Source organism: Kitasatospora sp. NPDC059088 (assembly GCF_042738155.1).
Lineage (GTDB): Bacteria > Actinomycetota > Actinomycetes > Streptomycetales > Streptomycetaceae > Kitasatospora.
Genome location: NZ_JBHYGR010000062.1, coordinates 12126 through 31778, shown reverse-complemented (window position 1 = coordinate 31778; position 19653 = coordinate 12126). Strand labels below are relative to the sequence as shown.

Here is a 19653-nt window from a genome sequence, read left to right as displayed (position 1 = left end):
CGGCTCTGTACCACGGACCCCCCACCCCCCCACCCCCCCGAGCCCGCACGACCTCCGCGCCCCGTCGGTGAGCCCCCCCGGGGCCGGGGAGTGCCTCTCGACGTGACTAGATCAAATGTTCCTCAGATGAGCTGCCGAACTGCCGGACGGCGACCCTAGAGTCGGTTCGCACACCCTCTGGTTCACAACTCCGATGGAGCATCATGACGTTGATACGCCTGGCAGCCCTCGCGGCATCCCTGCTGGTCGCCCCGGTCGCGGGCGCCACCACCGCCCAGGCCGTTCCGGCCGACCCGACCCCGCCCCTGAGACAGGTCTCGGTCGAGATCGACGACAGCGCCGCGCCCGTCGCGGCCGGGACGGTCTCCGCCTTCGCGGACACGAAGCTCAGCAGCGGGGTGCTGAGCTTCTGGGCGCAGAGAGGTAGCCAGGCGGGCGGCAGCTACTACTCGATGAACGCCGGGATCTCGTACAAGAAGGACAAGGGCGGCAAGATCAACGCCCGGTTCTTCTACGAGGAGGGCGGCAACAAGCACTGGGACCAGGGGGCGTTCGAGCAGAAGGCCGGCGAGACCAAGAACTACGGCTGGGGCGGCGCCGCGCTGCCCAAGAACTGCAGCGCGGTCGGCGGCATGGAGGTCACGGGGCAGGGCACCTTCCTGACCCCGCCGGAGCACCCCTGCTGAGCAAGGTCCAGTGAGTGGGTGAGCGGGTTGGTGGGCGCTCGGGGGCGTCCACCGGCCCGCTGTCCGGTCAGAGTGATGCGCCTCCGGAAGAGCTGATGATCGAAGCGAGTCTGTCCGCCGTTCCCGCCCTGCTGCCCGTGTTCGGGGTGGTGGCGTTGCTGTTCTGTTCCGTCGCCGTGTGGCTGGCCCGTCGGAAGGGGGCGCCGGTGGTGCCGGCCGGGCTGCTGGGGGTGTGCCTGGCGGGGGAACTGGCGGTGACCCTCACTCCGACGACCGGGGGAGCGTCGTCGCGGCCCAGCTGTTCGGTCGGGCCGGAGGTGTGGGGGGAGGCGCTGTCCGAGCAGGGGGTGCTGAACGTCGGGCTGTACGTGCCGGTGGCATGGCTCGGGGTGTTGGTGTTCCGGCGGCCGGTGACGGTGCTGGCGGGCTGTGGGGTGCTGTCCGCGGTGACCGAGCTGAGCCAGACCCTGCTCGGGACGGGGCGGGCGTGTGACGCGGCGGACTTCGTCGACAACTCGGCGGGTGCGGTGCTGGGGGTGCTGCTCGGGGTCGCTTGGGTGCTGGTGCGGCGACGGGGGCTGCCGGAGCCGGTGCGGGACGTCCGGAACGGGGTGGTGCTGGGCGTGGTGGGGTCGGTGGCCGTGGGGCTGGCGCTGTATGTCGCCGTTCCGGTCTACCGGAATCCGGCGGGGTTCGTCCGGCCGCCGACGGAGGACATCGTGACGGTGACGGAGGACGCGAAGCGGTTGTTCGGGGCGGAGGTGAAGGTGCTGACCACCTCGTCGGGCGACGCTGTGCTGAGCGTCGGCACGGACCGGGGCACCTTCGAGCTCGAACAGCCCGGCGGGAAGCTGATCACTTTCGTTGCCGCGGACCATGGCGTGGACGGCGGAAGCCTTACGGAGGAGCAGGTGCGGAGCGTCGGGCGTGCGTTCGCGGAGGCCTGGTTCGCCGACCAGATCGTGGGCGCGGAGCAGACGGTTGCTCCGGTCGGCTCCAACGGCGATGCCCGCGTGATCAGTTACCGGCGGCGGAACGCCGATGGCGTGCTGATGCCGATGCGGCTGGACATCACGGTGTCGACGTCGGGCCGCATCATGGCAGCGACGGCGAGGCGGGTCGCTGATCCTGAACTCCCGCACGTCACCGTGACGGTGGAGGCCGCGAAGAAGGCAGGGACTGCCGCACGGCCCGGGACGCGGGCCGATACGGCGTTCCTGTTGGCGAAGGAGGTCGGGGGGAAGTGGCGACCCTGCTGGGCGGTCAACCTGGTGAGGGAGGGTGAGGCGAAGGCTGCGGGCTTGGTGGCCTTCGTTGATGCGGTCTCCGGGCAGGTCGTCGCACAGCAGGGCTGAGGGTTAGATGTGGTGGTCGAACTCCCCGGCCTTGATGCCGAGGAGGAGGGAGGCGAGCGCGGCGGGGGCGGTGTGGAGGATGAGGTGGCCTTCGTCGGACTCGCGGAGTTCGATCAGGCTGTCCGTGGCACGAATTTCGACGCACTCATTGCCTGAGGCGCTGTAACTGGACTTCTGCCATGTCGAGTCGCGCATATGGTCCTCCTCCGATCGGCTGGCCCGCCGCGCGGTGGGCGCGCGGCGGGCTGGGAGATTAGGCGTGGTGGTCGAACTCGGTGGCCTTGATGCCCTGGAGGAGGGCGGCAAGGGCTGCGGGGGTGGTTCGGAGGACGAGGTGGCTCTCGTCAGATTCCCGGACTTCAACGACGTTGCCAACCGTGCGGACCTCGACGCATGCGTTGTTCGCGCCGGAGTAGCTGGATTTCTGCCACACGGAGCTATCCATGCTTGCTCTCTATCTCCTTCTTAATCTGCCGAATGAAGTCCCGTGACTCATCCTCCGGGAGGGCAACGGAAGCCATGCGGTCAAGGTTCTCGCGGTAGCTCGCGAGTGGCGCGGGAGAGTCGAGAATCAGGCTGTTGTGGGTGGTGTCGATCTGGACCGAGTCCAGCTCGGGCACCGGGCCCTCCGCGTAGATGAAGTTCTCGCTCGGACCCGGTAGGGACTCGATCTCGAACGGTACCGTGCGGATGGAGATCTCTGGGGTCTCGGAGTGCTTGATGAGGGCTTCAAGTTGGTCGGCGAGAACCTTGGGGCCACTGAACTGCATCCGCAGGGCCGCCTCGTGGATGAATGCGAGGTACGGCACCCTGGCCGGGCGGATGATCTGTTGCCGGTGCATCCGGAAGGTCATCCGTACGTCGACTTCATGCGGGGGCAGAGGCGGGATTGCGCGGGCGAAGACAGAGGCAGCATAGGCATCGGTCTGTAGCAGACCGGGCACGAAGGTGATCGTGTAGGCGATGAGTCGTGTTGCGGAGTCCTCAAGCTCTGCAAGATCGAGCAGATCAGAGGATACGGAACCGCGGAACTTCTCCCACCACCCTTTCCGCCGCTCTACGGCCATCTCTGCAAGGGCGTCAATGAGGGGAGTGTTGGAACAGCTGCACGCTGCTGCGACGGTGCGAAGGCGGTCAGCGCTCACGCCGATCTTCCCGGTCTCCATCTGTGTCACCTGAGTCGGGGCCAAGCCAAGCACACGAGCGAGCTGACTGCCGCCGAGCCCTGCCTGTTCGCGCATCTTTCGCATCTCTGTGCCCAACCGGCGCTGACGCAAGGTCGGTTCGCGGCGTAGCGGCATGGTGTCCTCCCGGTGTGGCGCGTGGGGCCAGTCTGCCGCGCATCGCACGGAAGGGGGAATCTGAGCCGGATCGCCTTCAATTGTAGTCATGCTGCGCTATCGTCGTTCTCACCTCGATCCGACGGATCGTCAGTAACGCTTGCCAGCAAGCGCCGCAGAGCAGCCATGCCCATCTGCCTGGCCTGGCTCACGGCGACGTGTGTCCGCCGGATTCCCCCTCTCAACCACGCCCGGGAGAACTCCCATGCGTCACCTCAACACGCCCTCGCTCGCCCTCGGCCGCCAGTCCCTCCAGGACGCCATGGTCCGCCTCGGCTGGCCCGCCACCACCATCTTCGAGGCCGAACTCTGCCTCCACGAACTCCTCGTGAACGCCTGGCACCACGGCAAGACCCCCGCCCCCGTCGTCCAGATCCTCGCGATGACCCGCAACACCCTCCGGGTCTCCGTCTCCGACGAGAGCCCGCTCTTCCCCGACCTCCACGCCCCCTCCGTCCTCGCCGAGTCCGGGCGCGGGCTCCAGCTGGTCGAGGGCCTCACCACCCGCTGGGGCGTCGACCCCCGCGAGCACGGCAAGGTCGTCTGGTTCGAGCTGGACGGTGGCCAGTGAGCCGCCACCCCATGCAGCCGACCGATCCCCGGATCCGCGCTTTCACGGACGCCCACATCCGTACGCTCCTCGCCGAACTCGACGAGCGCGGGCGCAAGTTCGGCCTGATCTTCCCCTCGGTCGCCACCGACCGCACCCTCGACGGCCGCGTCCTGGTCTGCTTCAACACGGCCCCGGCGTCGACCCTGCTGAACCTCCTCACCCTCCTCCTCGACGCCGACCGCGACCGAGACCGAGACCGCGAGCGGAACACCCCGTGCGGTTCCTGATCGCCGCCGCCTTCGCGACGCTCCTCGCCCTCGCGATCGCCACGGTCGCCCTGGGCGTCGTCACCGCCCTCCGGGCGGCTCCGCCGGAGCCCGACGAGGAGGCCTGAGCGCGAACAGCCGAAGAGGGCCGCCACCGCCCCCGGCGATCACGGCCCCCTGCTGTTCTGCCCGCCCTGCTCAGGCCTTCTTCTCGAACCCCGCGATCAGTTCGCGCGGGTCGAAGGTGACCCGGATCCGCGCGATCTTCCCGTCCTCCACGTGCATCCAGTTCGCCGTCGGTGCCGGCGGCGCGATGCTGGTGTTCAGCTCGAACCAGGTGATGACCTCGTCGCCCTCCGCCACCCGCACCTTCACGTCGATCTTCTCCAGCACCTGGCCGAGCCCCCGCAGCCCGCCCAGCGCCTGGTCGATCCCGGCCGCCTTGCCGAGCGGGCCCACGAAGTCGACGTCCTCGGCCAGCAGGCCCCGGAGGGTGTCGAAGTCGCCTGCCTCCCAGGCGGTGAAGTAGGTCTCGGCCAGCTCTCGCGCGTTCTTCGTCGTCGTCATGCCTCCATCCTTCCGCCACCTCATCCATTCGTCCAACAGATAGATCCGATGCCAGTTATCATCATCAGTTATGGAGATACACCAGCTGCGCTACTTCGCCGCCGTCGTCGACGAGGGTTCCTTCACGGCCGCCGCCGCCCGCATGCACGTCAGCCAGTCCGGAGTGAGCACCCAAGTGGCCAAGCTGGAGAAGGAGTTGGGTCAGACCCTGCTCGACCGCAGCGGCCGCCGGGTCCACCTCACCCCGGTCGGCGAGGCCGTCCTCCCGCTCGCCAAGAACGCGCTGGCCACCCTGGACGCCATCCAGCACACCGCCGCCGAGTTCGCCGACGCCGTACGCGGCCGGGTCCGGCTCGGCATGATCATGGGCTGCTCGATCCCGCCGTTCCTGGACACCGTGGCCGACCTCGGCCGCACCCACCCCGGTATCGAGCTGAGCCTCCACGAGGGGCACTCCGACCTGCTCCAGTCCCAGGTCCTGGCGGGCGCCCTCGACCTGGCCCTGATCGGCTACGCGGGCGAGGTGGCTCCCGGCCTGGAGGTCGGGGTGGTGGTCGACGACCCGATCGCCGCCGTCGTTCCCGTCGGCCACCCCCTCGACCGCCCGGGGCTGACCCTCGCCGACCTGCGCGGCGAGAAGATCCTCTGCCTCTCCCCGGGCACCGGGCTCCGCGCCGCCTACGACCGCTCCTGCGCCCAGCTCGGCCTCGACCCGCGCGTGGACATCGAGGCCAGCTCCCCGGCGGCGGTGCTCCGCCTGGCCGAGCGCGGCGCCGGGGTGGCCGTGCTCAGCGCCTCCGCCGTGGAGGGCGTCGGCCTGCGGGCCGTCCCGCTGACGGACGCCGCCACGAACGCCCGCCTCGGCCTGGTCGCCCGCCGCGACCAGCACTCCCCGGCCGTGCGCCTCCTCCACGACAAGCTCACGGCGGCGATGCGGACCGACTGAACTGCCATTCCTGACGGGCGATGTGATGGAGTGGAACTCCGAGCCCGAGCCCGAGGAGGCCGTCGTGTCCCGCACGCCGCAGGAGATCTTCCAGAGCTACGTCTACGCCGGTGCGATGACCCGCAACGCCGACGCCCTCGCCGAGTGCTTCACCGAGGACGGCATCCTGGAGGCACCGCTGATGCCCGCCGGCGCCGCCTTCCCCCGGCGGCTGGTGGGTCGCGAGGAGATCCGCACCGTCATGGCCGCGTACTACGCACGGAGCGAGGCGAAGGCCGACCGCCCGCCGAACGTCGAGAAGTCCGCGTACGTGCTGCACACCACCGCCGACCCGGACGTGTTCATCGCCGAGATCGACACGGTCTTCGACGGGGACGAGGGCGAGGAGGACAGGGCCGTCTCCCTGGTGCAGATCGTCCGCGTCCGGGACGGCAGGATCGCCCGCCTCCGGGACTACTTCGCCCCCGACCTCATGAGCTGAACGGGCCGGCCGGCCCCTTCCATCGCCGGCCAGCCCTTCCGCCGTGGGTCAGCCCGTCCACCGCGGGTCACGCCCCGAGGCCGCCAACGCGCGCTCCCACGCCGAGGCGTCCTCGGGCACTGCCACCGGCTCCGCGAACCCGCCGTACTGCCGGAACAGTTCGGCGTTCTCCGCGACGATCCCGCCCACCAGCAGGGCCAGTTCCTCGTCCACCTCGATCGCGCCGCCGACGGCCCGCGCCACGTCCCAGCCGTGCAGCAGCAGCTCCAGGACCAGCATCCGGGCGATCCCCACCGCCGGGAACGGCGAGCCGCCGAGGTCGACGTCCCCCTCCCAGGCCGCCGGGTCGGCCCAGGCCGCCACCGCCCGCTCCAGGTGGGCCGCGTACCCGGCGCGCCAGTCCGGATCCGCCGTGAAGTCCCGCTCGACCAGTGCCGCGGGCAGTTCGAGGCGCCGGGCCCGGTGCTCCAGGCCGTGCGAGGTGTACAGCACCCAGTGGTTGATCAGCGTCCGGGTGTCGAACTCCCCGCAGGGCGTCGGCGCGTCCATCGAGGCCCCGGCCGGGACGCCGGCGGCGACCTCGGAGGCGACGGCGGCGGCACGGGCCAGGAAGGGGTGCAGGGGGTGGGCGTTCATGCCCCGATCGTGCGCCGGGGGGCGCCGCCCGGTCTTGAAGAAACGCGACGACTAGCCTGGCCCCATGGTTGCCCCCGACCCTCCCGACCTCGGGCGCGGCGTGCTCCACCCGGCCCGGGCCGCCGAGCTGATCAGCGTCGAACGGCTCGCCCCCGCGCCCGCCGTGGCGCGCTTCGTGGAGTTCTACTGGGTGGTCCGCTGGGACCTGGCCGGCCGGCCGCCGTACGAGCAGAAGGTGCTCGCCCACCCGAACGTCCACCTGGTCTTCGAGGCCCCGCGGGCCCGCGTCTACGGGGTGGACCGCTCGCTCTTCGTCCGCCGCCTCGAAGGCACCGGGCACGTGCTGGGCGTGAAGTTCCGGCCCGGCGCCTTCCGGCCCTTCGCGGGGCACGCGGTGAGCGCCCTCGCCGACCGGTCCGTCCCCGCCGCCGACTACTTCGGGCCGGGGGCGGACGAGGCCAACGCCCTGGTCCTGGACGGGCCGGGCGCCGCGCGGGCCGACGCCTTCCTGCTGCCGCGCCTGCCCGCGCCCGACCCGGTGGCCGAGGAGGTCGCCGCGATGGTGGAGCGGATCACCGGCTCCCCGGACCTGCGCCGGGTGGACGACCTGGCCCGCGAGCTGGGCCTGAGCGTCCGCCGTCTCCAGCGGCTGTTCGCCGAGTACATCGGCGCCTCCCCGAAGTGGGTGCTGCGCCGCGCCCGGCTCCACGAGGCCGCCGAACGGGCCGCGGCGGAAGGGGCGTTGGACCTGGCGGCGCTCGCCGTCGAACTCGGCTACGCCGACCAGGCCCATCTCACCCGGGACTTCACCGCGGCGGTCGGCACCTCCCCGGCCCGCTACGCGGGTTCGGGCTGAACATCAGGCGACTCAGGCGGCCGCCGTCGCCGCCGCGGCCGCCTCGGCGGCGGCCCGGCCACGGGCGCCGGCCCGCTTGGCGTAGGTGATGGTGAAGTAGATCAGCCCGCCGAGCACCGCGAACGGAAGGACGCTGTTGATGGTGACCACCGTGCCGTGCGAGAGCGTGTAGACGAACACGATCCGCAGCGCGGCCTCCAGGATGAACGCGGTGCCCCAGACGACGGTCAGGTTGCGCTGCACCAGCCGGAAGCCCGGGTACTGCCACATCGAGTTCCACCAGGAGACCATCTCCGGGGTGCCGTCGGTGGCGAACTTGCGGCCGAAGTAGAACATGATCGGCTTGGGCGCGGCCAGCGAGGCGAGGTAGAGCACGCCGAGCAGGCCCGAGACGAAGGAGTCCTTGGCCAGCAGCATCTTCGGGTCGGTCGGGCCGACCAGCGAGACCACCAGCGTCAGGGCGACGAAGACCAGCGAGACGACGGCGAACTCGTCGATCCGGCGGTGCCAGGCGAGGTAGATCACCGTGTCGAGCACCGGGCCGAGGCCGGAGAGCAGGATGGCGGTGGACTCGTTGTAGCCGTGGTCGTGCAGCTGGTTGTAGATCATGATCGGCGCGACCACGTTGAAGGCGATGCTGATCAGCCAGCCGAGCGCGGCGGCCTTGCCCTTGCGGGCAGGAGCGGTCGGAGCTACCGCAGTTGACATGGTGGTGTCCCCCGGACGAAACGGTGTGCATGGGCGGCGCCATTGTGGCGGAAGCGACGGTCGGCTGCACAACCCGACGATGTCGACTAATCGTCAGTGGGCGGACGAGGCCCGCCCGCGGCCCGGCCCCAACCCCGGCCCCGGCCCCGGCTACGCCCCGAGGAAGCGCTGAAGCTCGTCCAGTACGAAGTTCGCCCCGGTGTACCCGATCCCCTGGAACCACAGCTGGTCGTCCACCGGGAACGCCCGGTGCGCCTTGACCGCCCCGAGGCCCTGCCACCCCGGGCTCGCCAGCGCCGCCTCCTCGCCCGCCTTCTCCGGATCGCCGTAGGTCGCGTACAGCAGCAGGTCGCCGTCCGCCCTGCCGATCTGGTCGAGCGGGATCTCGAAGTCGGACTGGTCGACGTTCTGCGCGTCCGGCCGCCCCACCTCGGCGTCGGCCAGCACACTGCCGGGGAAGCTCTGCCGCCCGAACAGCCGGATCCCGCCGCCCTCCGTGAACCGCACCAGGCTGACCTTGCGCCCGGACAGCTTCGCCGCCGCCAGCGCCCCCGCCACCTGCCCGGCGTGCTTCTGGTACGAGGCGACGAAGGCCGCCCCGGCCGCCACCCGGCTCAACGCCTGGGCGTGCAGCTGGAAGTTCGCCTTCCAGGGCGCCCCGGTGGTCTGGGTGAGCACGGTCGGGGCGATCGCCCGCAGCTGCTCGTACCGGTCGCCGTCGCGGGTCTGGTTGGAGAGGATCAGGTCCGGCCGCAGCGCCCGGAGGGCGGCGAGGTCGGGCGCGCCGGCCGGGCCGACCAGCCGGACGCCCGCCGTGCGGGAGGCCGGCCAGTAGGCGGGGAAGCCTGTGTCGGCGGCCGGGAGCGCGGCCCCGACCGGGGTGATGCCCAGGGTCAGCACGGAGTCGAGCACGTCGGTGTCCAGCACGACCACCCGCAGCGGCTCGCCCGGCACCTGCACTGGCCCGGTCGCGGCGTTCACCGTCACCGGGGGCGGCGGGGTGGGGGAGGGCGTGCCGCTCGCCTCGAAGTCCGCGGCCGGCGGCTGCGAGCCCCCGGAGCCGCTGCACGCCGTGAGCGCGGCGGCCCCGCCGAGTCCGCCGAGCCCGGCGAGGAACGTACGGCGGGAGATCCGGGGCATCGGCGGGTCCTCGGGCGGTGAGGCTGCGGTGGGCCCGTCGATTATGTCCGAAATGGTGGCTAAAAGGTCGTTAAGCGTCCACGGCACCGGCGGTTTCCGCCGCCACCGTCCACGGCGCCCCCGGCACGACCAGCGGAGTGCCCGTCACCGGGTCGGGCACCACCACCGAGTCCAGCCCGAACACCTCGCGCACCAGCTCCGCCGTCACCACCTCGCCCGGGGGGCCCTCGGCGACCACCCGGCCGTCCCGCATCGCCACCAGGTGGTCCGCGTACCGGGCCGCCTGGTTGAGGTCGTGCAGCACGGCGACGACCGTCCGGCCGCGCTCGACGTTCAGCCGGCGCACCAGGTCCAGCACCTCCACCTGGTGCGCGATGTCCAGGTAGGTGGTCGGCTCGTCCAGCAGCAGCACGTCGGTGCCCTGGGCGAGCGCCATCGCGATCCAGGCCCGCTGGCGCTGCCCGCCCGACAGCTCGTCCATGCTGCGCTCGGCCAGCTCCGCCGTCGAGGTGCGCTCCAGCGCCTCGGCGACGGCCGCCTCGTCCTCCGCCGACCACTGCTGCCACCAGCTCTGGTGCGGCTGGCGGCCGCGCGAGACCAGGTCCGCCACCGAGATGCCCTCCGGCGCGGTCGGCGACTGCGGCAGCAGGCCGAGCCGCTGGGCGATCCGCTTGGTCGGGATCCGGGCCAGCTCCTCGCCGTCGAGCAGCACCGCGCCGCGCACCGGCTTCAACAGCCGGCCCAGCGCCCGCAGCAGCGTCGACTTGCCGCAGGCGTTCGGGCCGACGATCACCGTCACCCGCCCGTCCGGGATGCCGACGTCCAGGCCCTCGACGACCGTGCGCGCCTCGTAGGCCAGGGTGAGGCCCCGGGCCTCCAGGCGGTGCGGGCCCGCCGTCGTACGGTGCGTGCTCGCGGTCATCGGGAACCTCCACGGCGGGATCGGATCAACAGCCACATCAGGTACGGCGCGCCGACCATGCCGGTCACCACGCCCACCGGCAGCTCGGTCGGGGCGAGCAGCCGCCGGGCGATCAGGTCCGCCAGGACCACCACCAGCGCCCCGGTCAGCGCCGAGCACAGCAGCGGCACCTGCGCCGAGCGGGCCAGCCGCAGCGCGATCTGCGGGGCCATCAGCGCCACGAAGTCCACCGGCCCGGCGGCGCCCGCCGCGTAGGAGGCCAGCACGATGCCCAGCAGCGCCATGCCCAGCCGGATCCGGTCCAGCCGCAGCCCGAGGCCCACGGCCGTCGCGTCGTCGAAGGAGATCGACCGCTGCGCCCGCGCCGCCCACAGCGCCACCGGCAGGGCCGCCAGCAGCACCCAGGCCAGCCATCCGGCCTGGTCGAAGCCGGTGCCGTTCAGGCTGCCCGTCATCCACACCTTCGCGGCCTGCGCCTGGAAGCCGTCGCCCTTGGTCAGGAAGACGGAGGTCAGCGAGGACAGCGCCACGCTGATCCCGATCCCGATCAGCACGAAGCGCTGGGCGTGCAGCCCCCGCCGCCAGGCCAGCGCGTACACCAGCAGCCCGGCCGCCAGCCCGCCGCCGACCGCCGCGTACGGCGCCTGCCCGGTCGAGCCGACCACCCCGTACGCCGTCAGCCCGACCACGGTGACGGTCGCGCCCCAGGTCACGCCCACCACGTCCGGGCTGGCCAGCGGATTGCGGGCCACCGTCTGCACCAGCGCCCCGGCCAGCCCGAGCGCCGCCCCGACCAGCAGCCCCACCACCACCCGCGGCAGCCGGAACTCCCCGACCACCAGCTCGTCCGGACTCGGCTGCCCCAGCACCACCTTGACCACCTCGCCCGGCGAGACGGTCGACTCACCCAGGCACAGCGAGGCCACCACCGTCGCCGCCAGCACGACCAGCAGCCCGGCGGCGGCCAGCGCCGACCGCCGGTGCAGCAGGAACGAGGCCCGCCCGGCCCGCACCACCGAGTAGCCCCGGAGCGAAACCGACGTCATGCGCCCACCTCGCTGCGCTCGGCAGGGGCATGCCCCAACGCGCGCCTCTCAACGGTTCCCTCGCTGCGCTCGCTCACGCCGCCACCACCTTCCGCCGCCGCACCAGGGCCACCAGCACCGGCACCCCCACCAGCGCCGTCATCACGCCCGCCGGGACCTCCGAGGGCGGGAACAGCACCCGGCCGAGGGTGTCCGCGAGCAGCAGCAGGGCCGGGCCGAGGACGGCCGAGAAGGCGAGGATCCAGCGGTGGTCGGCACCGGCCACCGCCCGGGCGGCGTGCGGCACGGCGAGGCCGATGAAGGCGATCGGGCCGGCCGCCGCGACCGCCGAGCCGGTCAGCACGGTGGCGCCCAGCGCGCCGACCGCCCGGACCAGGCCGGTCTTCGCGCCCAGCCCCTTCGCGGTGTCCTCGCCGAGCGCCAGCGCGTCCAGCCCGCGCGCCACCGCCACCACCAGCACGGTGCCGACGGCCAGGAACGGCAGCAGCTGCCAGGCCACGTCCGCCGTCCGGCCGGAGAGCGAGCCGACGTGCCAGAACCGGAACTGGTCCATGGTGGCCGCGTCGGTGGTCAGCACCAGGGTGTTCAAGGAGGCGATGAACGCGGACATCGCCGAGCCGGCCAGTGCCAGCTTGATCGGCGTCGCCCCGCCCCGGCCGCGCCCGGCCAGGCCGTACACCAGCACGGTGGCGATCACCGCGCCCGCGAAGCCGAACCAGACGTACCCGGTGAGGTTGGAGACCCCGAAGCCCGAGATGGCGACCACCACGCCCGCCGCCGCGCCCTGCGAGACCCCGAGGATGCCGGGGTCGGCGATCGGATTGCGGGTCAGGCCCTGCATCACCGCGCCGGCCAGCCCGAGCGCGGCGCCCACGGCCAGCCCGACCACCGTCCGGGGCACCCGCAGCTCGCGGATCACCACGGCGTCGGCGGAGCCGCCGCCGTGCAGCAGCGCGTCGACGGTCGCCGACAGCGGCACCGTGCGGCTGCCGACCGCCAGGCTCAGCAGCACCGCGACGGCCAGCACGGCCAGTGCGGCGGCGAGCCACAGTATTCGGTGACGGGGAGTCCGCCGTCTGCCCGGCGGTGCGGTGGTGGTGCCGGTCGGTGCGGTGGTGTCGGTCATGAGCCCTCTCCGCGGAAAACTCAGGTAAACCTAAGTTCCGCCTCGGAGGCGGGGCAAATCGCCTCGTCCCGGCCCGGGCCCGTTGGGTAGCCTGGCGGCATGCCCGCGACCCCGCCCGCCCCGCTCACCGTCGGCTTCGACCTGGACATGACGCTGCTGGACACCCGGCCCGGCATCCACGCCACCTACCGGGCGCTCTCCGCCGAGACCGGCGTCCCCGTCGACGCCGACCTGGTGGTCACCCGGCTCGGCCCGCCGCTGCTGGACGAGATCCGCAACTGGTTCCCGGCCGAGGAGGCCGAGCGGGCCGTCGCCCGCTACCGCGAGCTGTACCGCGAGCACGCCTTCGCCCCGACCGTGCCGCTGCCCGGCGCCCACGCCGCCGTCGAGGCGGTCCGCGCCCACGGCGGCCGGATCGCCGTGATCACCGGCAAGTACGAGCCGAACGCCCGCCTCCACCTGGAGCACGCCGGACTGGACGCGGACGTCCTGGTCGGCGACCTCTGGGCGGAGACCAAGGGCGAGGCGCTGCGCGCGCACGGCGCGAGCATCTACGTCGGCGACCACCTCGGCGACATCGTCGGCGCCCGGCACGCGGACGCCGTCGCGGTCGCCGTGGCCACCGGCCCGTACGACGCCGACCAGCTGCGCGAGGCCGGGGCGGACGTGGTGCTCACCGACCTCACCGGCTTCCCGGAGTGGCTCGACCGGCACCTCGGCCCGAACCAGGACTCCCGGGGCCAGGACTCCCGGGGCTAGGACTCCTGGGGCGCGATCCGGGCGCGCTGGGCCCGGGCGTTCAGGAACAGCCCGGTCAGCGCGGACAGGAAACCGGCCGGCATCAGCATGCTCAGCCAGTACATGGCCGTCGGCAGCGGCGTCAGGTGCAGGAACAGCGGGACGAAGGTGACCAGGGTGGCGAGCGCGCCGACGCCGAAGACCACCGTCCCGGCCTTGACGTACACGTCGCCGGGTTCGGCGCTCTGGCTGCTCACGTCCGCTCACTCCTCCGAGCCGCGCCGGGCCGCCCGTCCGGGGCCCGGTCCGCGCCCCAGTCTGGCAGAACCGCCCCCGCGGCGGCCCACCGGAGCGGCTCGGTCACGTTGCGCAGTTTCCCGGCAGCGATGCGTTTTGATCCCTGCTGGGCGAGGGTATGCAGGGGGTGCCGAGGGGCGCTACAGGTGCGTCCCGTGTCCTCAGACCCGGGGGTGTGAGCCGATGGACTGCGCAGAACCGCGCCCCGGCCGTGCCAGTACCGGGTCGTCCGTGACCGCGAGATCCCCGCGCGCCCGTCGGCCCCTCCGGCCCTCGGAACGCGGAGCGATCGCGGACCGCTGACGAGGCAGTGACGGACCATTAGTCTGCTCCTGACAACGCGCCGGCCGTGAGCGCCCACGGGCTCCGAGTCGAGGTCGGCCGTCTTTCTCCCCACACCACCCAGTGATCCCCGGCCAGGGCCGGGATCCCTCACACCCATTCGAGGACTGTTCGAGATGCCCACCGGCCAGGTCAAGTGGTTCAACGAGACGAAGGGCTTCGGCTTCCTGTCGCGCGACGACGGTGACGACGTCTTCGTCCACACCAAGGCGCTGCCCGCCGGTGTCACCGTGCTGAAGCCGGGCCAGCGGGTCGAGTTCGGCGTGGTCGCCGGGCACCGCGGGGACCAGGCGATGGCCGTGCAGCTGCTGGACGCGCTGCCGTCGGTGGCCGCCGCCCAGCGCCGCAGCGCCGACGACATGGCGCCGATCGTCCAGGACCTGATCACCACCCTGGACGCGGTGCTGCCCGGCCTCCAGCGCGGCCGCTACCCGGCCAAGCCGACCGGCCAGAAGCTGGCCGGCCTGCTGCGCGCGGTGGCCGACCAGTTCGACGTCTGAGGCCCCGAGGGGTCTAGAACGCGAGCGCACCCGGGTCGAGCGGGGGCACCAGCCCCTCCGCGGCGGCCCGGGTGAGCAGTGCGCGGACGGCCTGGTAGCCCTCCTCGCCGAGGTCGGCGGTGAACTCGTTGACGTACAGCCCGATGTGCTGGTCGGCCACGGCCGGGTCCATCTCCTGGGCGTGCGCCAGCACGTACTCCCGGCTGGCGGCCGGATCCGCCCAGGCCTGCCGGACGGACGCGCGGATCGTCGCGGCGAGCTCGCGCAGCCGCTCGGCGCCCAGCGAGCGCCGGGCCACGATCGCCCCCAGCGGGATCGGCAGGCCGGTCTCCGCCTCCCAGGCCTCGCCCATGTCGGCCAGGCTGTGCAGGCCGTACTGCTGGTACGTGAAGCGGGCCTCGTGGATCACCAGGCCGGCGTCCACCCTGCCGTCCCGGACGGCGGGCATGATCTCGTGGAACGGCAGGACGACGATCTCGCCGAAGCCGCCCGGCACCGCCTTCGCCGCCCAGAGCCGGAACAGCAGGTAGGCGGTGGAGCGCTCGGAGGGCACCGCGACGGTCCGCCCGGCCAGGTCCGCGGGCGAGGCCACGCCCGGCAGGGTGAGCACCAGCGGCCCGCAGCCGCGCCCCAGCGCGCCGCCGCAGGGCAGCAGGGCGTACTCCTCCAGGACCCACGGCAGCGCGCCGTAGCTGATCTTCAACACGTCCAGCTCGCCGCGCTCGGCCAGGCCGTTGGTGATGTCGATGTCGGCGAAGGTCACCTCGGGGGCGTCCGCCCCGGGGACTTCGCCGTGCGCCCAGGCGTGGAACACGAAGGTGTCGTTCGGGCAGGGCGAGTACGCGATGCTCAGCCGTTCAGCCACGGCCGGCCTCCTCGATCAGTTCTCGGACGGGAAGCGCGGCGAAGGCCCGCTCCAGGGCGGCCAGCGCCTCGCCGATCCGCCAGGCGGCCCGGTCGCGCGGGCCCACCGGGTTGGACACGGTGCGCAGCTCGAAGGCCGGCACGCCGAACCGGGCGGCGGCCTCGGCCACGCCGAAGCCCTCCATCGCCTCGGCCGCGGCCCCCGGGTGACGGGCGGCCAGCGCGGCGGCCCGCTCGGTGCTGCCGGTCACCGTGGAGACGGTCAGCACCGGGCCGGTCACGGCCCGGACGTCGCGGTCCGCCAGGGCCCGTTCGGCCAGGGCGACGACGGCCGGGGGAGGGGTGTGCCGGGTGGTGCCGAAGCCCAGCTCGGTGACGTCGGCGAAGCCCTCGGGGGTCTCGGCGCCGAGGTCGGCGGCCACGACCGCCGACGCCAGCACGGTCGCGCCGACCGGCGCGTGCGGGGCGAAGCCGCCGGCGATCCCGGCGGAGGCGACCAGGCCGTACGGGCCGGCCGCCAGCGCGGCGCCGGCGCCCGCCGCGGCTGCCGCCGGGCCGACGCCCGCGGCCAGCACGTCCACCGGCGCGCCCGCGCAGCGGTGCAGGGTGCCGCCGGGCAGCGGCAGGTCGGCGGCGCCGCCGGGCAGGCCGCGCAGCACCGCCTCGGCCTCGGCCGGCACCGCGACGACCACGAGCAGCCGGGCCCGGTCGGGGCCCGGCTGCCCGGGGTGCGCTTCGGAGACCTGTGCGGTCATCGCGGGGAGCGTCAGTCGTTCTTGGTGTTCAGCTGGAAGTACCACACCGCGATCGGGCTCTCCGACTTCTTGTCGATCTCGACCACGGTGATCACGGTCTTGCCGCTGGAGTTCAGCACCTTGCCCGCGGTCTGGGAGCCGGAGAAGCTCGGGCCCTGGGCGTAGGAGAACAGGCTGGTTTGCCCGCCCTGGCTGCTGGCGCCACCGTTGCTGGAGGCCCACCAGCCGGTCTTGGCCACGTTCGGGCTGACGCCGACGCCGATCCGGTCGCTCGCCCGCACGTCGGACTGCGGGAGGTCGCCGCTGGCCAGGGCCTGCTTGGCCGCGGTCTGGCACTGGTCCTGCTGGTCGTCGCTCAGCGGGCTGCCGCCGTTCCAGCACAGCGGGTCCGCGACGGTCGACGTGGTGCCGACCTGGAGGGTGGCCCGGTGGGTGTTGTGCTCGGTCTGCCCGGCGGCGATCGCGACGGAGGTGCCCACCGTGGCGGCGCCGACCACGACGACGGCGCCGAGGGCGGCGATGACACGGGTATTGAGGCTCATGCGACAGAATCTACCGGGCCCGGGCGATCACGCGACGCGGGGGTCGGCCACCGCGTGTTGCCCCGTCGTGGAAACCGACCGGTTCAGGCCGTTTCAGGCCACCCTGGGCGCGGCCGGGTGCCGCCGCAGGCCCAGCCGCAGCAGCGAGCGGGCCGTCCACAGCAGCACCAGGCCGACCACCGAGGCGGCGATCGACAGGCCCAGCACCCCGTTCAGCGGCAGCACGATCCCGACCCCGCCGCCGACCACCCAGGACATCTGCATCAGGGTCTCCGAACGGGCGAACGCCGAGGTCCGCACCGCCTCCGGGACGTCCCGCTGGATCAGCGCGTCCAGCGCCAGCTTGCCGAACGAGGCCGCCATCCCGGACACCGCGGCGACCAGAACCACCGTCACCACGCCGTACCAGAGCGCCGCCGCCGCCGTCACACAGGTCGCCAGCAGCAGCATCGCGGTGACCGTCGCCTCCGGGCCCCGGGTGCGCAGCCAGGAGCCCAGCACCGAGCCCAGCGCGTTGCCCGTCCCGGCGGCCAGCGCCACCAGGCCCAGCGCCAGGGTCGGCCGCAGGCCGCCGATCGGGTCGGTGCGCAGCAGGAAGGCCAGGAAGAACACCAGGAAGCCGACCAGCCAGCGCATCCCCGCCATCGCCCGCAGCGCCAGCACCACCGAGGGGCCGACGGTGCGCAGCGAGGCCTTGACCTTCGGGGGCTTGTGGTGGATCAGGTGCGAGCCGCCGCCCGGCGCCTCGGCGGACACCTCGGCGTGCAGCACGGCCCGCTGCTCGCCCTTCGCCGAGTCCACCGCGTGCGGCAGGTGGAAGGCCATCAGGGTGCCGATCACGAACACCAGGAAGGCGCCGCGCAGCGGCCAGCCGGGCCCGATCAGGTGCAGCAGCCCGCCCACCGCGGCCGCCACCCCGGTGGCCAGCAGCCCGGCCAGGGTGACCCGGGAGTTCGCCTTCACCAGCGACAGCCGGCTCGGCAGCAGCCGGGGCACCACCACGCTGCGCACCACCCCGTACGCCTTGGACGCCACCAGCACGCCCAGTGCCTCCGGGTAGAGCGCGATGCCGCCGCCGGAGATCACCCCGGCCATCGTCCAGGCCAGTACGGCCCGGGCCAGCATCGACATCGCCATGGCGGCCCGGCGGCCGTGCGGCAGCCGGTCCAGCAGCGGGCCGATCACCGGGGCGAGCAGGGCGAACGGGGCCATCGTGATCAGCAGGTAGAGCGCGACCCGGCCGCGGGCCTCGCCGGTGGGGACGGAGAAGAAGATGGTGGAGGCCAGCGCGATGGTGATCAGCATGTCGCCGAAGGAGTTCAGCGCGTGCAGCTCGATCAGCTTCGCCAGGCCGGACTCGCCCGCGCCCTCGGCCGAGGTGGCCCGGCGGATCCGGCGGCCGGTGCCGTGCACCAGCTTGCCGGTGCGCAGGCCGGCGGCGGAGGCGGTGCGGACCAGGAAGGGGCGGTGGGGCTCGGGGGCGTCCTCGTCGGCTTCCTCGGCGGCTCCCGCGACCGCTTCCGTGACGGTTTCCTCGTCGGCGCCCGTGACGGCTTCCGTGACGGCTCCTGTGACGGCTTCCGTGACGGGGCGGTCGGGCTTCTCCAGGTCGACCCGGTCGGCTGCGGACGGCCCGCCGCCCGCCACCGGCCGCGGTTCGCCCGCATCGGGGAGGGGAGACTGTTGTCGCGGCGCGGCCTGCGTCTCGTCGGGGCTGCCGGCCTGCGAGGGGCGCAGTGCGTGCTGCGACGGGTTTTCGTCCGCCACAAGCCCATCCTGCCCCAGATTCGCCGGGGTGACGCGGGATTCGGCTCCGCTCGGCGCGGCCTCCGGAAGGCTCGGCTCCGCCCCGGACTGTGCCGGGGCGCCGACCGGCGGGTAGCCTGCCCCAAGGTCCGCCCGCGTGGGCGCCGGGGCGCCGGCAGGCCGGACGGGCGGCGCGGTCGGTACCCGTGGCGGCCCCAGGTCGCGCAGAATGGACGCGGGACTACCGAGCCGCGACGGAGAAGGCAACACGCCGTGGGCGACAGAAGAACTGGGAGAGAATCGACGCCGTGAGTGCTGCGATGCGAAGCCGTACCCCCGACCGGCTCTGTGCCGACGCCGTCGAACTCGCCCGCCAGGCTGCCGAGGAGGCCGTCGGGCCCGAGGCCGTCGGCCCGCACCTCGGTGCGCAGGCGGACGCCGACCGCGTCGTCACCCACAGCTTCGAGTGCCTGGACGCGGCCTACCGCGGCTGGCACTGGGCGGTCACCGTCGCCCGGGCCCCGCGCGCGAAGAACGTGACCGTGGACGAGGTCGTGCTGCTGCCCGGCCCCGACGCGGTGCTCGCGCCGGAGTGGGTGCCGTGGAGCGAGCGGCTGCGCCCGGGCGACATGGGCCCCGGCGACCTGCTGCCCACCGGCGCCGACGACGCCCGGCTGGAGCCGGGCTGGACCGGCGAGGACGAGCCCGCGCCGAACTCCGCCGTCGCCCTGGCCGCGGAGGAGGACGTGGTCCTCAGCGACCCGCACGTCCAGCCCGCGCCGGCCCGCGCCCGGATCAACGCCGTCGCCGAGGAGCTCGGCCTGGGCCGCAGCAGGGTCCTCTCCCGGCTCGGCCTGCACCTGGCCGCCGACCGCTGGGAGAAGGCCCACGGCTCGCAGACCCCGATGGCGCAGGCCGCCCCGGCGGCGTGCGGCAGCTGCGGCTTCCTGATCACGATCGGCGGCTCGCTCGGACAGGCCTTCGGCGTGTGCGGCAACGAGTTCGGCCCGGCCGACGGCCAGATCGTCTCCTTCGCGTACGGCTGCGGCGGGCACTCCGAGGCGGCCGTCATTCCGGCCCCGCCGGCGCCGTCCGAGCTGATCCTGGACGAGCTGGTGGTCGAGCCGCTGCAGCTCCACCCGGACCGGACCTCCGGCTCGGTCGAGCCGGACGCCCCGGCCGAGGAGCTCGGCCACTCCTGACGTTCCCCGTCCGCGGCCCGTCCCACTGAACCGGTGGGG

The 19653-nt window shown here is 73.2% G+C and carries 25 protein-coding genes; 10 read left to right on the top strand and 15 right to left on the bottom strand.

The genetic code is table 11. The features are described from left to right. Positions 1-203: 203 nt before the first annotated feature. Together ACFWXO_RS25775 and ACFWXO_RS25770 are read left to right on the top strand one after the other, a co-directional pair. Complete coding sequence (locus tag ACFWXO_RS25775; RefSeq protein WP_380526304.1) at positions 204-686, top strand: hypothetical protein; 483 nt, start codon at positions 204-206, stop codon at positions 684-686. Positions 687-781: 95 nt separating this feature from the next. Then, positions 782-2041, top strand: coding sequence for a VanZ family protein (locus tag ACFWXO_RS25770; protein WP_380526302.1), 1260 nt, complete (start codon positions 782-784; stop codon positions 2039-2041). A 3-nt stretch (positions 2042-2044) separates the two neighbouring features. Here ACFWXO_RS25770 and ACFWXO_RS25765 read toward each other — a convergent pair whose 3' ends face one another. From ACFWXO_RS25765 to ACFWXO_RS25755, 3 genes are read right to left on the bottom strand one after another with little or no spacing between them, the layout of a single operon-like run. Further along, the gene (locus tag ACFWXO_RS25765) at positions 2045-2236 is read right to left on the bottom strand and encodes a DUF397 domain-containing protein (RefSeq protein ID WP_380526300.1); all 192 of its coding nucleotides are present in this window, start codon (positions 2234-2236) and stop codon (positions 2045-2047) included. 58 nt (positions 2237-2294) lie between these two features. Next, a complete protein-coding gene (locus ACFWXO_RS25760; RefSeq protein ID WP_380526298.1) occupies positions 2295-2486 on the bottom strand; it encodes a DUF397 domain-containing protein in 192 nt (63 codons plus the stop codon). Continuing rightward, entirely contained in the window at positions 2479-3342 is an 864-nt protein-coding gene (locus ACFWXO_RS25755) for a helix-turn-helix domain-containing protein (RefSeq protein ID WP_380526296.1), read from the bottom strand. The genes ACFWXO_RS25760 and ACFWXO_RS25755 overlap by 8 nt, the downstream gene beginning before the upstream one ends. 244 nt (positions 3343-3586) lie before the next feature. Here ACFWXO_RS25755 and ACFWXO_RS25750 point away from each other — a divergent pair, with 244 nt between their 5' ends. After that, a complete protein-coding gene (locus ACFWXO_RS25750) occupies positions 3587-3952 on the top strand; it encodes an ATP-binding protein (RefSeq protein ID WP_380526294.1) in 366 nt (121 codons plus the stop codon). Between the two features lie 11 nt (positions 3953-3963). Continuing rightward, the gene (locus ACFWXO_RS25745; protein WP_380526292.1) at positions 3964-4221 is read left to right on the top strand and encodes a hypothetical protein; all 258 of its coding nucleotides are present in this window, start codon (positions 3964-3966) and stop codon (positions 4219-4221) included. Positions 4222-4398: 177 nt separating this feature from the next. Here the strand turns inward: ACFWXO_RS25745 and ACFWXO_RS25740 are convergent, their stop codons facing one another. Continuing rightward, a complete protein-coding gene (locus ACFWXO_RS25740; protein WP_380526290.1) occupies positions 4399-4767 on the bottom strand; it encodes a nuclear transport factor 2 family protein in 369 nt (122 codons plus the stop codon). A gap of 70 nt (positions 4768-4837) precedes the next feature. On the opposite strand from ACFWXO_RS25740, the gene ACFWXO_RS25735 reads away from it, so the two are divergent. Together ACFWXO_RS25735 and ACFWXO_RS25730 are read left to right on the top strand one after the other, a co-directional pair. Beyond that, positions 4838-5713: a LysR family transcriptional regulator gene (locus ACFWXO_RS25735; RefSeq protein WP_380526288.1), complete on the top strand. Its 876-nt coding sequence runs from the start codon at positions 4838-4840 to the stop codon at positions 5711-5713. Between the two features lie 64 nt (positions 5714-5777). Continuing rightward, positions 5778-6194: a nuclear transport factor 2 family protein gene (locus tag ACFWXO_RS25730; protein ID WP_375888612.1), complete on the top strand. Its 417-nt coding sequence runs from the start codon at positions 5778-5780 to the stop codon at positions 6192-6194. Between the two features lie 48 nt (positions 6195-6242). On the opposite strand, the gene ACFWXO_RS25725 is transcribed toward ACFWXO_RS25730, so the two are convergent. Beyond that, entirely contained in the window at positions 6243-6830 is a 588-nt protein-coding gene (locus ACFWXO_RS25725) for a TIGR03086 family metal-binding protein (protein WP_380526286.1), read from the bottom strand. 64 nt (positions 6831-6894) lie between these two features. Here ACFWXO_RS25725 and ACFWXO_RS25720 point away from each other — a divergent pair, with 64 nt between their 5' ends. After that, positions 6895-7686, top strand: a complete 792-nt coding sequence (locus ACFWXO_RS25720) for a DUF6597 domain-containing transcriptional factor (protein WP_380526285.1) — start codon at positions 6895-6897, stop codon at positions 7684-7686. A gap of 12 nt (positions 7687-7698) precedes the next feature. On the opposite strand, the gene ACFWXO_RS25715 is transcribed toward ACFWXO_RS25720, so the two are convergent. From ACFWXO_RS25715 to ACFWXO_RS25695, 5 genes are all read right to left on the bottom strand, one after another. Further along, the gene (locus ACFWXO_RS25715; RefSeq protein ID WP_375888604.1) at positions 7699-8394 is read right to left on the bottom strand and encodes a VC0807 family protein; all 696 of its coding nucleotides are present in this window, start codon (positions 8392-8394) and stop codon (positions 7699-7701) included. Between the two features lie 150 nt (positions 8395-8544). Continuing rightward, on the bottom strand, positions 8545-9534 hold the full coding sequence (locus tag ACFWXO_RS25710) for an ABC transporter substrate-binding protein (protein WP_380526282.1): 990 nt from the start codon (positions 9532-9534) through the stop codon (positions 8545-8547). 70 nt (positions 9535-9604) lie between these two features. After that, positions 9605-10456, bottom strand: a complete 852-nt coding sequence (locus ACFWXO_RS25705) for an ABC transporter ATP-binding protein (protein ID WP_375888600.1) — start codon at positions 10454-10456, stop codon at positions 9605-9607. Further along, the gene (locus ACFWXO_RS25700) at positions 10453-11502 is read right to left on the bottom strand and encodes a FecCD family ABC transporter permease (protein WP_380526280.1); all 1050 of its coding nucleotides are present in this window, start codon (positions 11500-11502) and stop codon (positions 10453-10455) included. Before ACFWXO_RS25700 ends, ACFWXO_RS25705 begins: the two co-directional genes overlap by 4 nt. A gap of 73 nt (positions 11503-11575) precedes the next feature. Continuing rightward, on the bottom strand, positions 11576-12628 hold the full coding sequence (locus ACFWXO_RS25695) for a FecCD family ABC transporter permease (protein WP_380526277.1): 1053 nt from the start codon (positions 12626-12628) through the stop codon (positions 11576-11578). Positions 12629-12727: 99 nt separating this feature from the next. Here ACFWXO_RS25695 and ACFWXO_RS25690 point away from each other — a divergent pair, with 99 nt between their 5' ends. Then, the gene (locus ACFWXO_RS25690; RefSeq protein WP_375888593.1) at positions 12728-13387 is read left to right on the top strand and encodes an HAD family hydrolase; all 660 of its coding nucleotides are present in this window, start codon (positions 12728-12730) and stop codon (positions 13385-13387) included. On the opposite strand, the gene ACFWXO_RS25685 is transcribed toward ACFWXO_RS25690, so the two are convergent. Then, positions 13384-13623: a hypothetical protein gene (locus ACFWXO_RS25685; protein ID WP_380399235.1), complete on the bottom strand. Its 240-nt coding sequence runs from the start codon at positions 13621-13623 to the stop codon at positions 13384-13386. The genes ACFWXO_RS25690 and ACFWXO_RS25685 overlap by 4 nt on opposite strands. A 498-nt stretch (positions 13624-14121) precedes the next feature. Here ACFWXO_RS25685 and ACFWXO_RS25680 point away from each other — a divergent pair, with 498 nt between their 5' ends. Continuing rightward, positions 14122-14505: a cold-shock protein gene (locus ACFWXO_RS25680; RefSeq protein WP_350504961.1), complete on the top strand. Its 384-nt coding sequence runs from the start codon at positions 14122-14124 to the stop codon at positions 14503-14505. A gap of 13 nt (positions 14506-14518) precedes the next feature. Here ACFWXO_RS25680 and ACFWXO_RS25675 read toward each other — a convergent pair whose 3' ends face one another. The 4 genes from ACFWXO_RS25675 to ACFWXO_RS25660 form a co-directional block, all read right to left on the bottom strand. Next, positions 14519-15370, bottom strand: a complete 852-nt coding sequence (locus tag ACFWXO_RS25675; RefSeq protein ID WP_375888589.1) for a menaquinone biosynthesis family protein — start codon at positions 15368-15370, stop codon at positions 14519-14521. Beyond that, a complete protein-coding gene (locus tag ACFWXO_RS25670; protein WP_380526274.1) occupies positions 15363-16124 on the bottom strand; it encodes a futalosine hydrolase in 762 nt (253 codons plus the stop codon). Before ACFWXO_RS25670 ends, ACFWXO_RS25675 begins: the two co-directional genes overlap by 8 nt. 11 nt (positions 16125-16135) lie before the next feature. After that, positions 16136-16666: a hypothetical protein gene (locus ACFWXO_RS25665; protein ID WP_375888585.1), complete on the bottom strand. Its 531-nt coding sequence runs from the start codon at positions 16664-16666 to the stop codon at positions 16136-16138. A 93-nt stretch (positions 16667-16759) separates the two neighbouring features. Next, positions 16760-18124 (bottom strand): MFS transporter, encoded by a 1365-nt coding sequence (locus ACFWXO_RS25660; RefSeq protein WP_375888857.1) that lies wholly within the window; start codon positions 18122-18124, stop codon positions 16760-16762. Positions 18125-18732: 608 nt separating this feature from the next. Here ACFWXO_RS25660 and ACFWXO_RS25655 point away from each other — a divergent pair. Beyond that, complete coding sequence (locus tag ACFWXO_RS25655; protein ID WP_375888854.1) at positions 18733-19614, top strand: DUF3027 domain-containing protein; 882 nt, start codon at positions 18733-18735, stop codon at positions 19612-19614. Positions 19615-19653 lie beyond the last annotated feature (39 nt).

Bases quoted from the DNA above. Each gene is read 5' to 3' on its own strand.
- ACFWXO_RS25775 (WP_380526304.1), top strand. From the start codon at position 204: ATGACGTTGATACGCCTGGCAGCCCTCGCGGCATCCCTGCTGGTCGCC.
- ACFWXO_RS25720 (WP_380526285.1), top strand. From the start codon at position 6,895: ATGGTTGCCCCCGACCCTCCCGACCTCGGGCGCGGCGTGCTCCACCCG.
- ACFWXO_RS25755 (WP_380526296.1), bottom strand. From the start codon at position 3,342: ATGCCGCTACGCCGCGAACCGACCTTGCGTCAGCGCCGGTTGGGCACA.
- ACFWXO_RS25735 (WP_380526288.1), top strand. From the start codon at position 4,838: ATGGAGATACACCAGCTGCGCTACTTCGCCGCCGTCGTCGACGAGGGT.
- ACFWXO_RS25710 (WP_380526282.1), bottom strand. From the start codon at position 9,534: ATGCCCCGGATCTCCCGCCGTACGTTCCTCGCCGGGCTCGGCGGACTC.
- ACFWXO_RS25715 (WP_375888604.1), bottom strand. From the start codon at position 8,394: ATGTCAACTGCGGTAGCTCCGACCGCTCCTGCCCGCAAGGGCAAGGCC.
- ACFWXO_RS25760 (WP_380526298.1), bottom strand. From the start codon at position 2,486: ATGGATAGCTCCGTGTGGCAGAAATCCAGCTACTCCGGCGCGAACAAC.
- ACFWXO_RS25655 (WP_375888854.1), top strand. From the start codon at position 18,733: ATGCGAAGCCGTACCCCCGACCGGCTCTGTGCCGACGCCGTCGAACTC.
- ACFWXO_RS25740 (WP_380526290.1), bottom strand. From the start codon at position 4,767: ATGACGACGACGAAGAACGCGCGAGAGCTGGCCGAGACCTACTTCACC.
- ACFWXO_RS25680 (WP_350504961.1), top strand. From the start codon at position 14,122: ATGCCCACCGGCCAGGTCAAGTGGTTCAACGAGACGAAGGGCTTCGGC.
- ACFWXO_RS25690 (WP_375888593.1), top strand. From the start codon at position 12,728: ATGCCCGCGACCCCGCCCGCCCCGCTCACCGTCGGCTTCGACCTGGAC.
- ACFWXO_RS25705 (WP_375888600.1), bottom strand. From the start codon at position 10,456: ATGACCGCGAGCACGCACCGTACGACGGCGGGCCCGCACCGCCTGGAG.
- ACFWXO_RS25750 (WP_380526294.1), top strand. From the start codon at position 3,587: ATGCGTCACCTCAACACGCCCTCGCTCGCCCTCGGCCGCCAGTCCCTC.
- ACFWXO_RS25770 (WP_380526302.1), top strand. From the start codon at position 782: ATGATCGAAGCGAGTCTGTCCGCCGTTCCCGCCCTGCTGCCCGTGTTC.
- ACFWXO_RS25670 (WP_380526274.1), bottom strand. From the start codon at position 16,124: ATGACCGCACAGGTCTCCGAAGCGCACCCCGGGCAGCCGGGCCCCGAC.
- ACFWXO_RS25765 (WP_380526300.1), bottom strand. From the start codon at position 2,236: ATGCGCGACTCGACATGGCAGAAGTCCAGTTACAGCGCCTCAGGCAAT.
- ACFWXO_RS25745 (WP_380526292.1), top strand. From the start codon at position 3,964: ATGCAGCCGACCGATCCCCGGATCCGCGCTTTCACGGACGCCCACATC.
- ACFWXO_RS25695 (WP_380526277.1), bottom strand. From the start codon at position 12,628: ATGACCGACACCACCGCACCGACCGGCACCACCACCGCACCGCCGGGC.
- ACFWXO_RS25725 (WP_380526286.1), bottom strand. From the start codon at position 6,830: ATGAACGCCCACCCCCTGCACCCCTTCCTGGCCCGTGCCGCCGCCGTC.
- ACFWXO_RS25665 (WP_375888585.1), bottom strand. From the start codon at position 16,666: ATGAGCCTCAATACCCGTGTCATCGCCGCCCTCGGCGCCGTCGTCGTG.
- ACFWXO_RS25700 (WP_380526280.1), bottom strand. From the start codon at position 11,502: ATGACGTCGGTTTCGCTCCGGGGCTACTCGGTGGTGCGGGCCGGGCGG.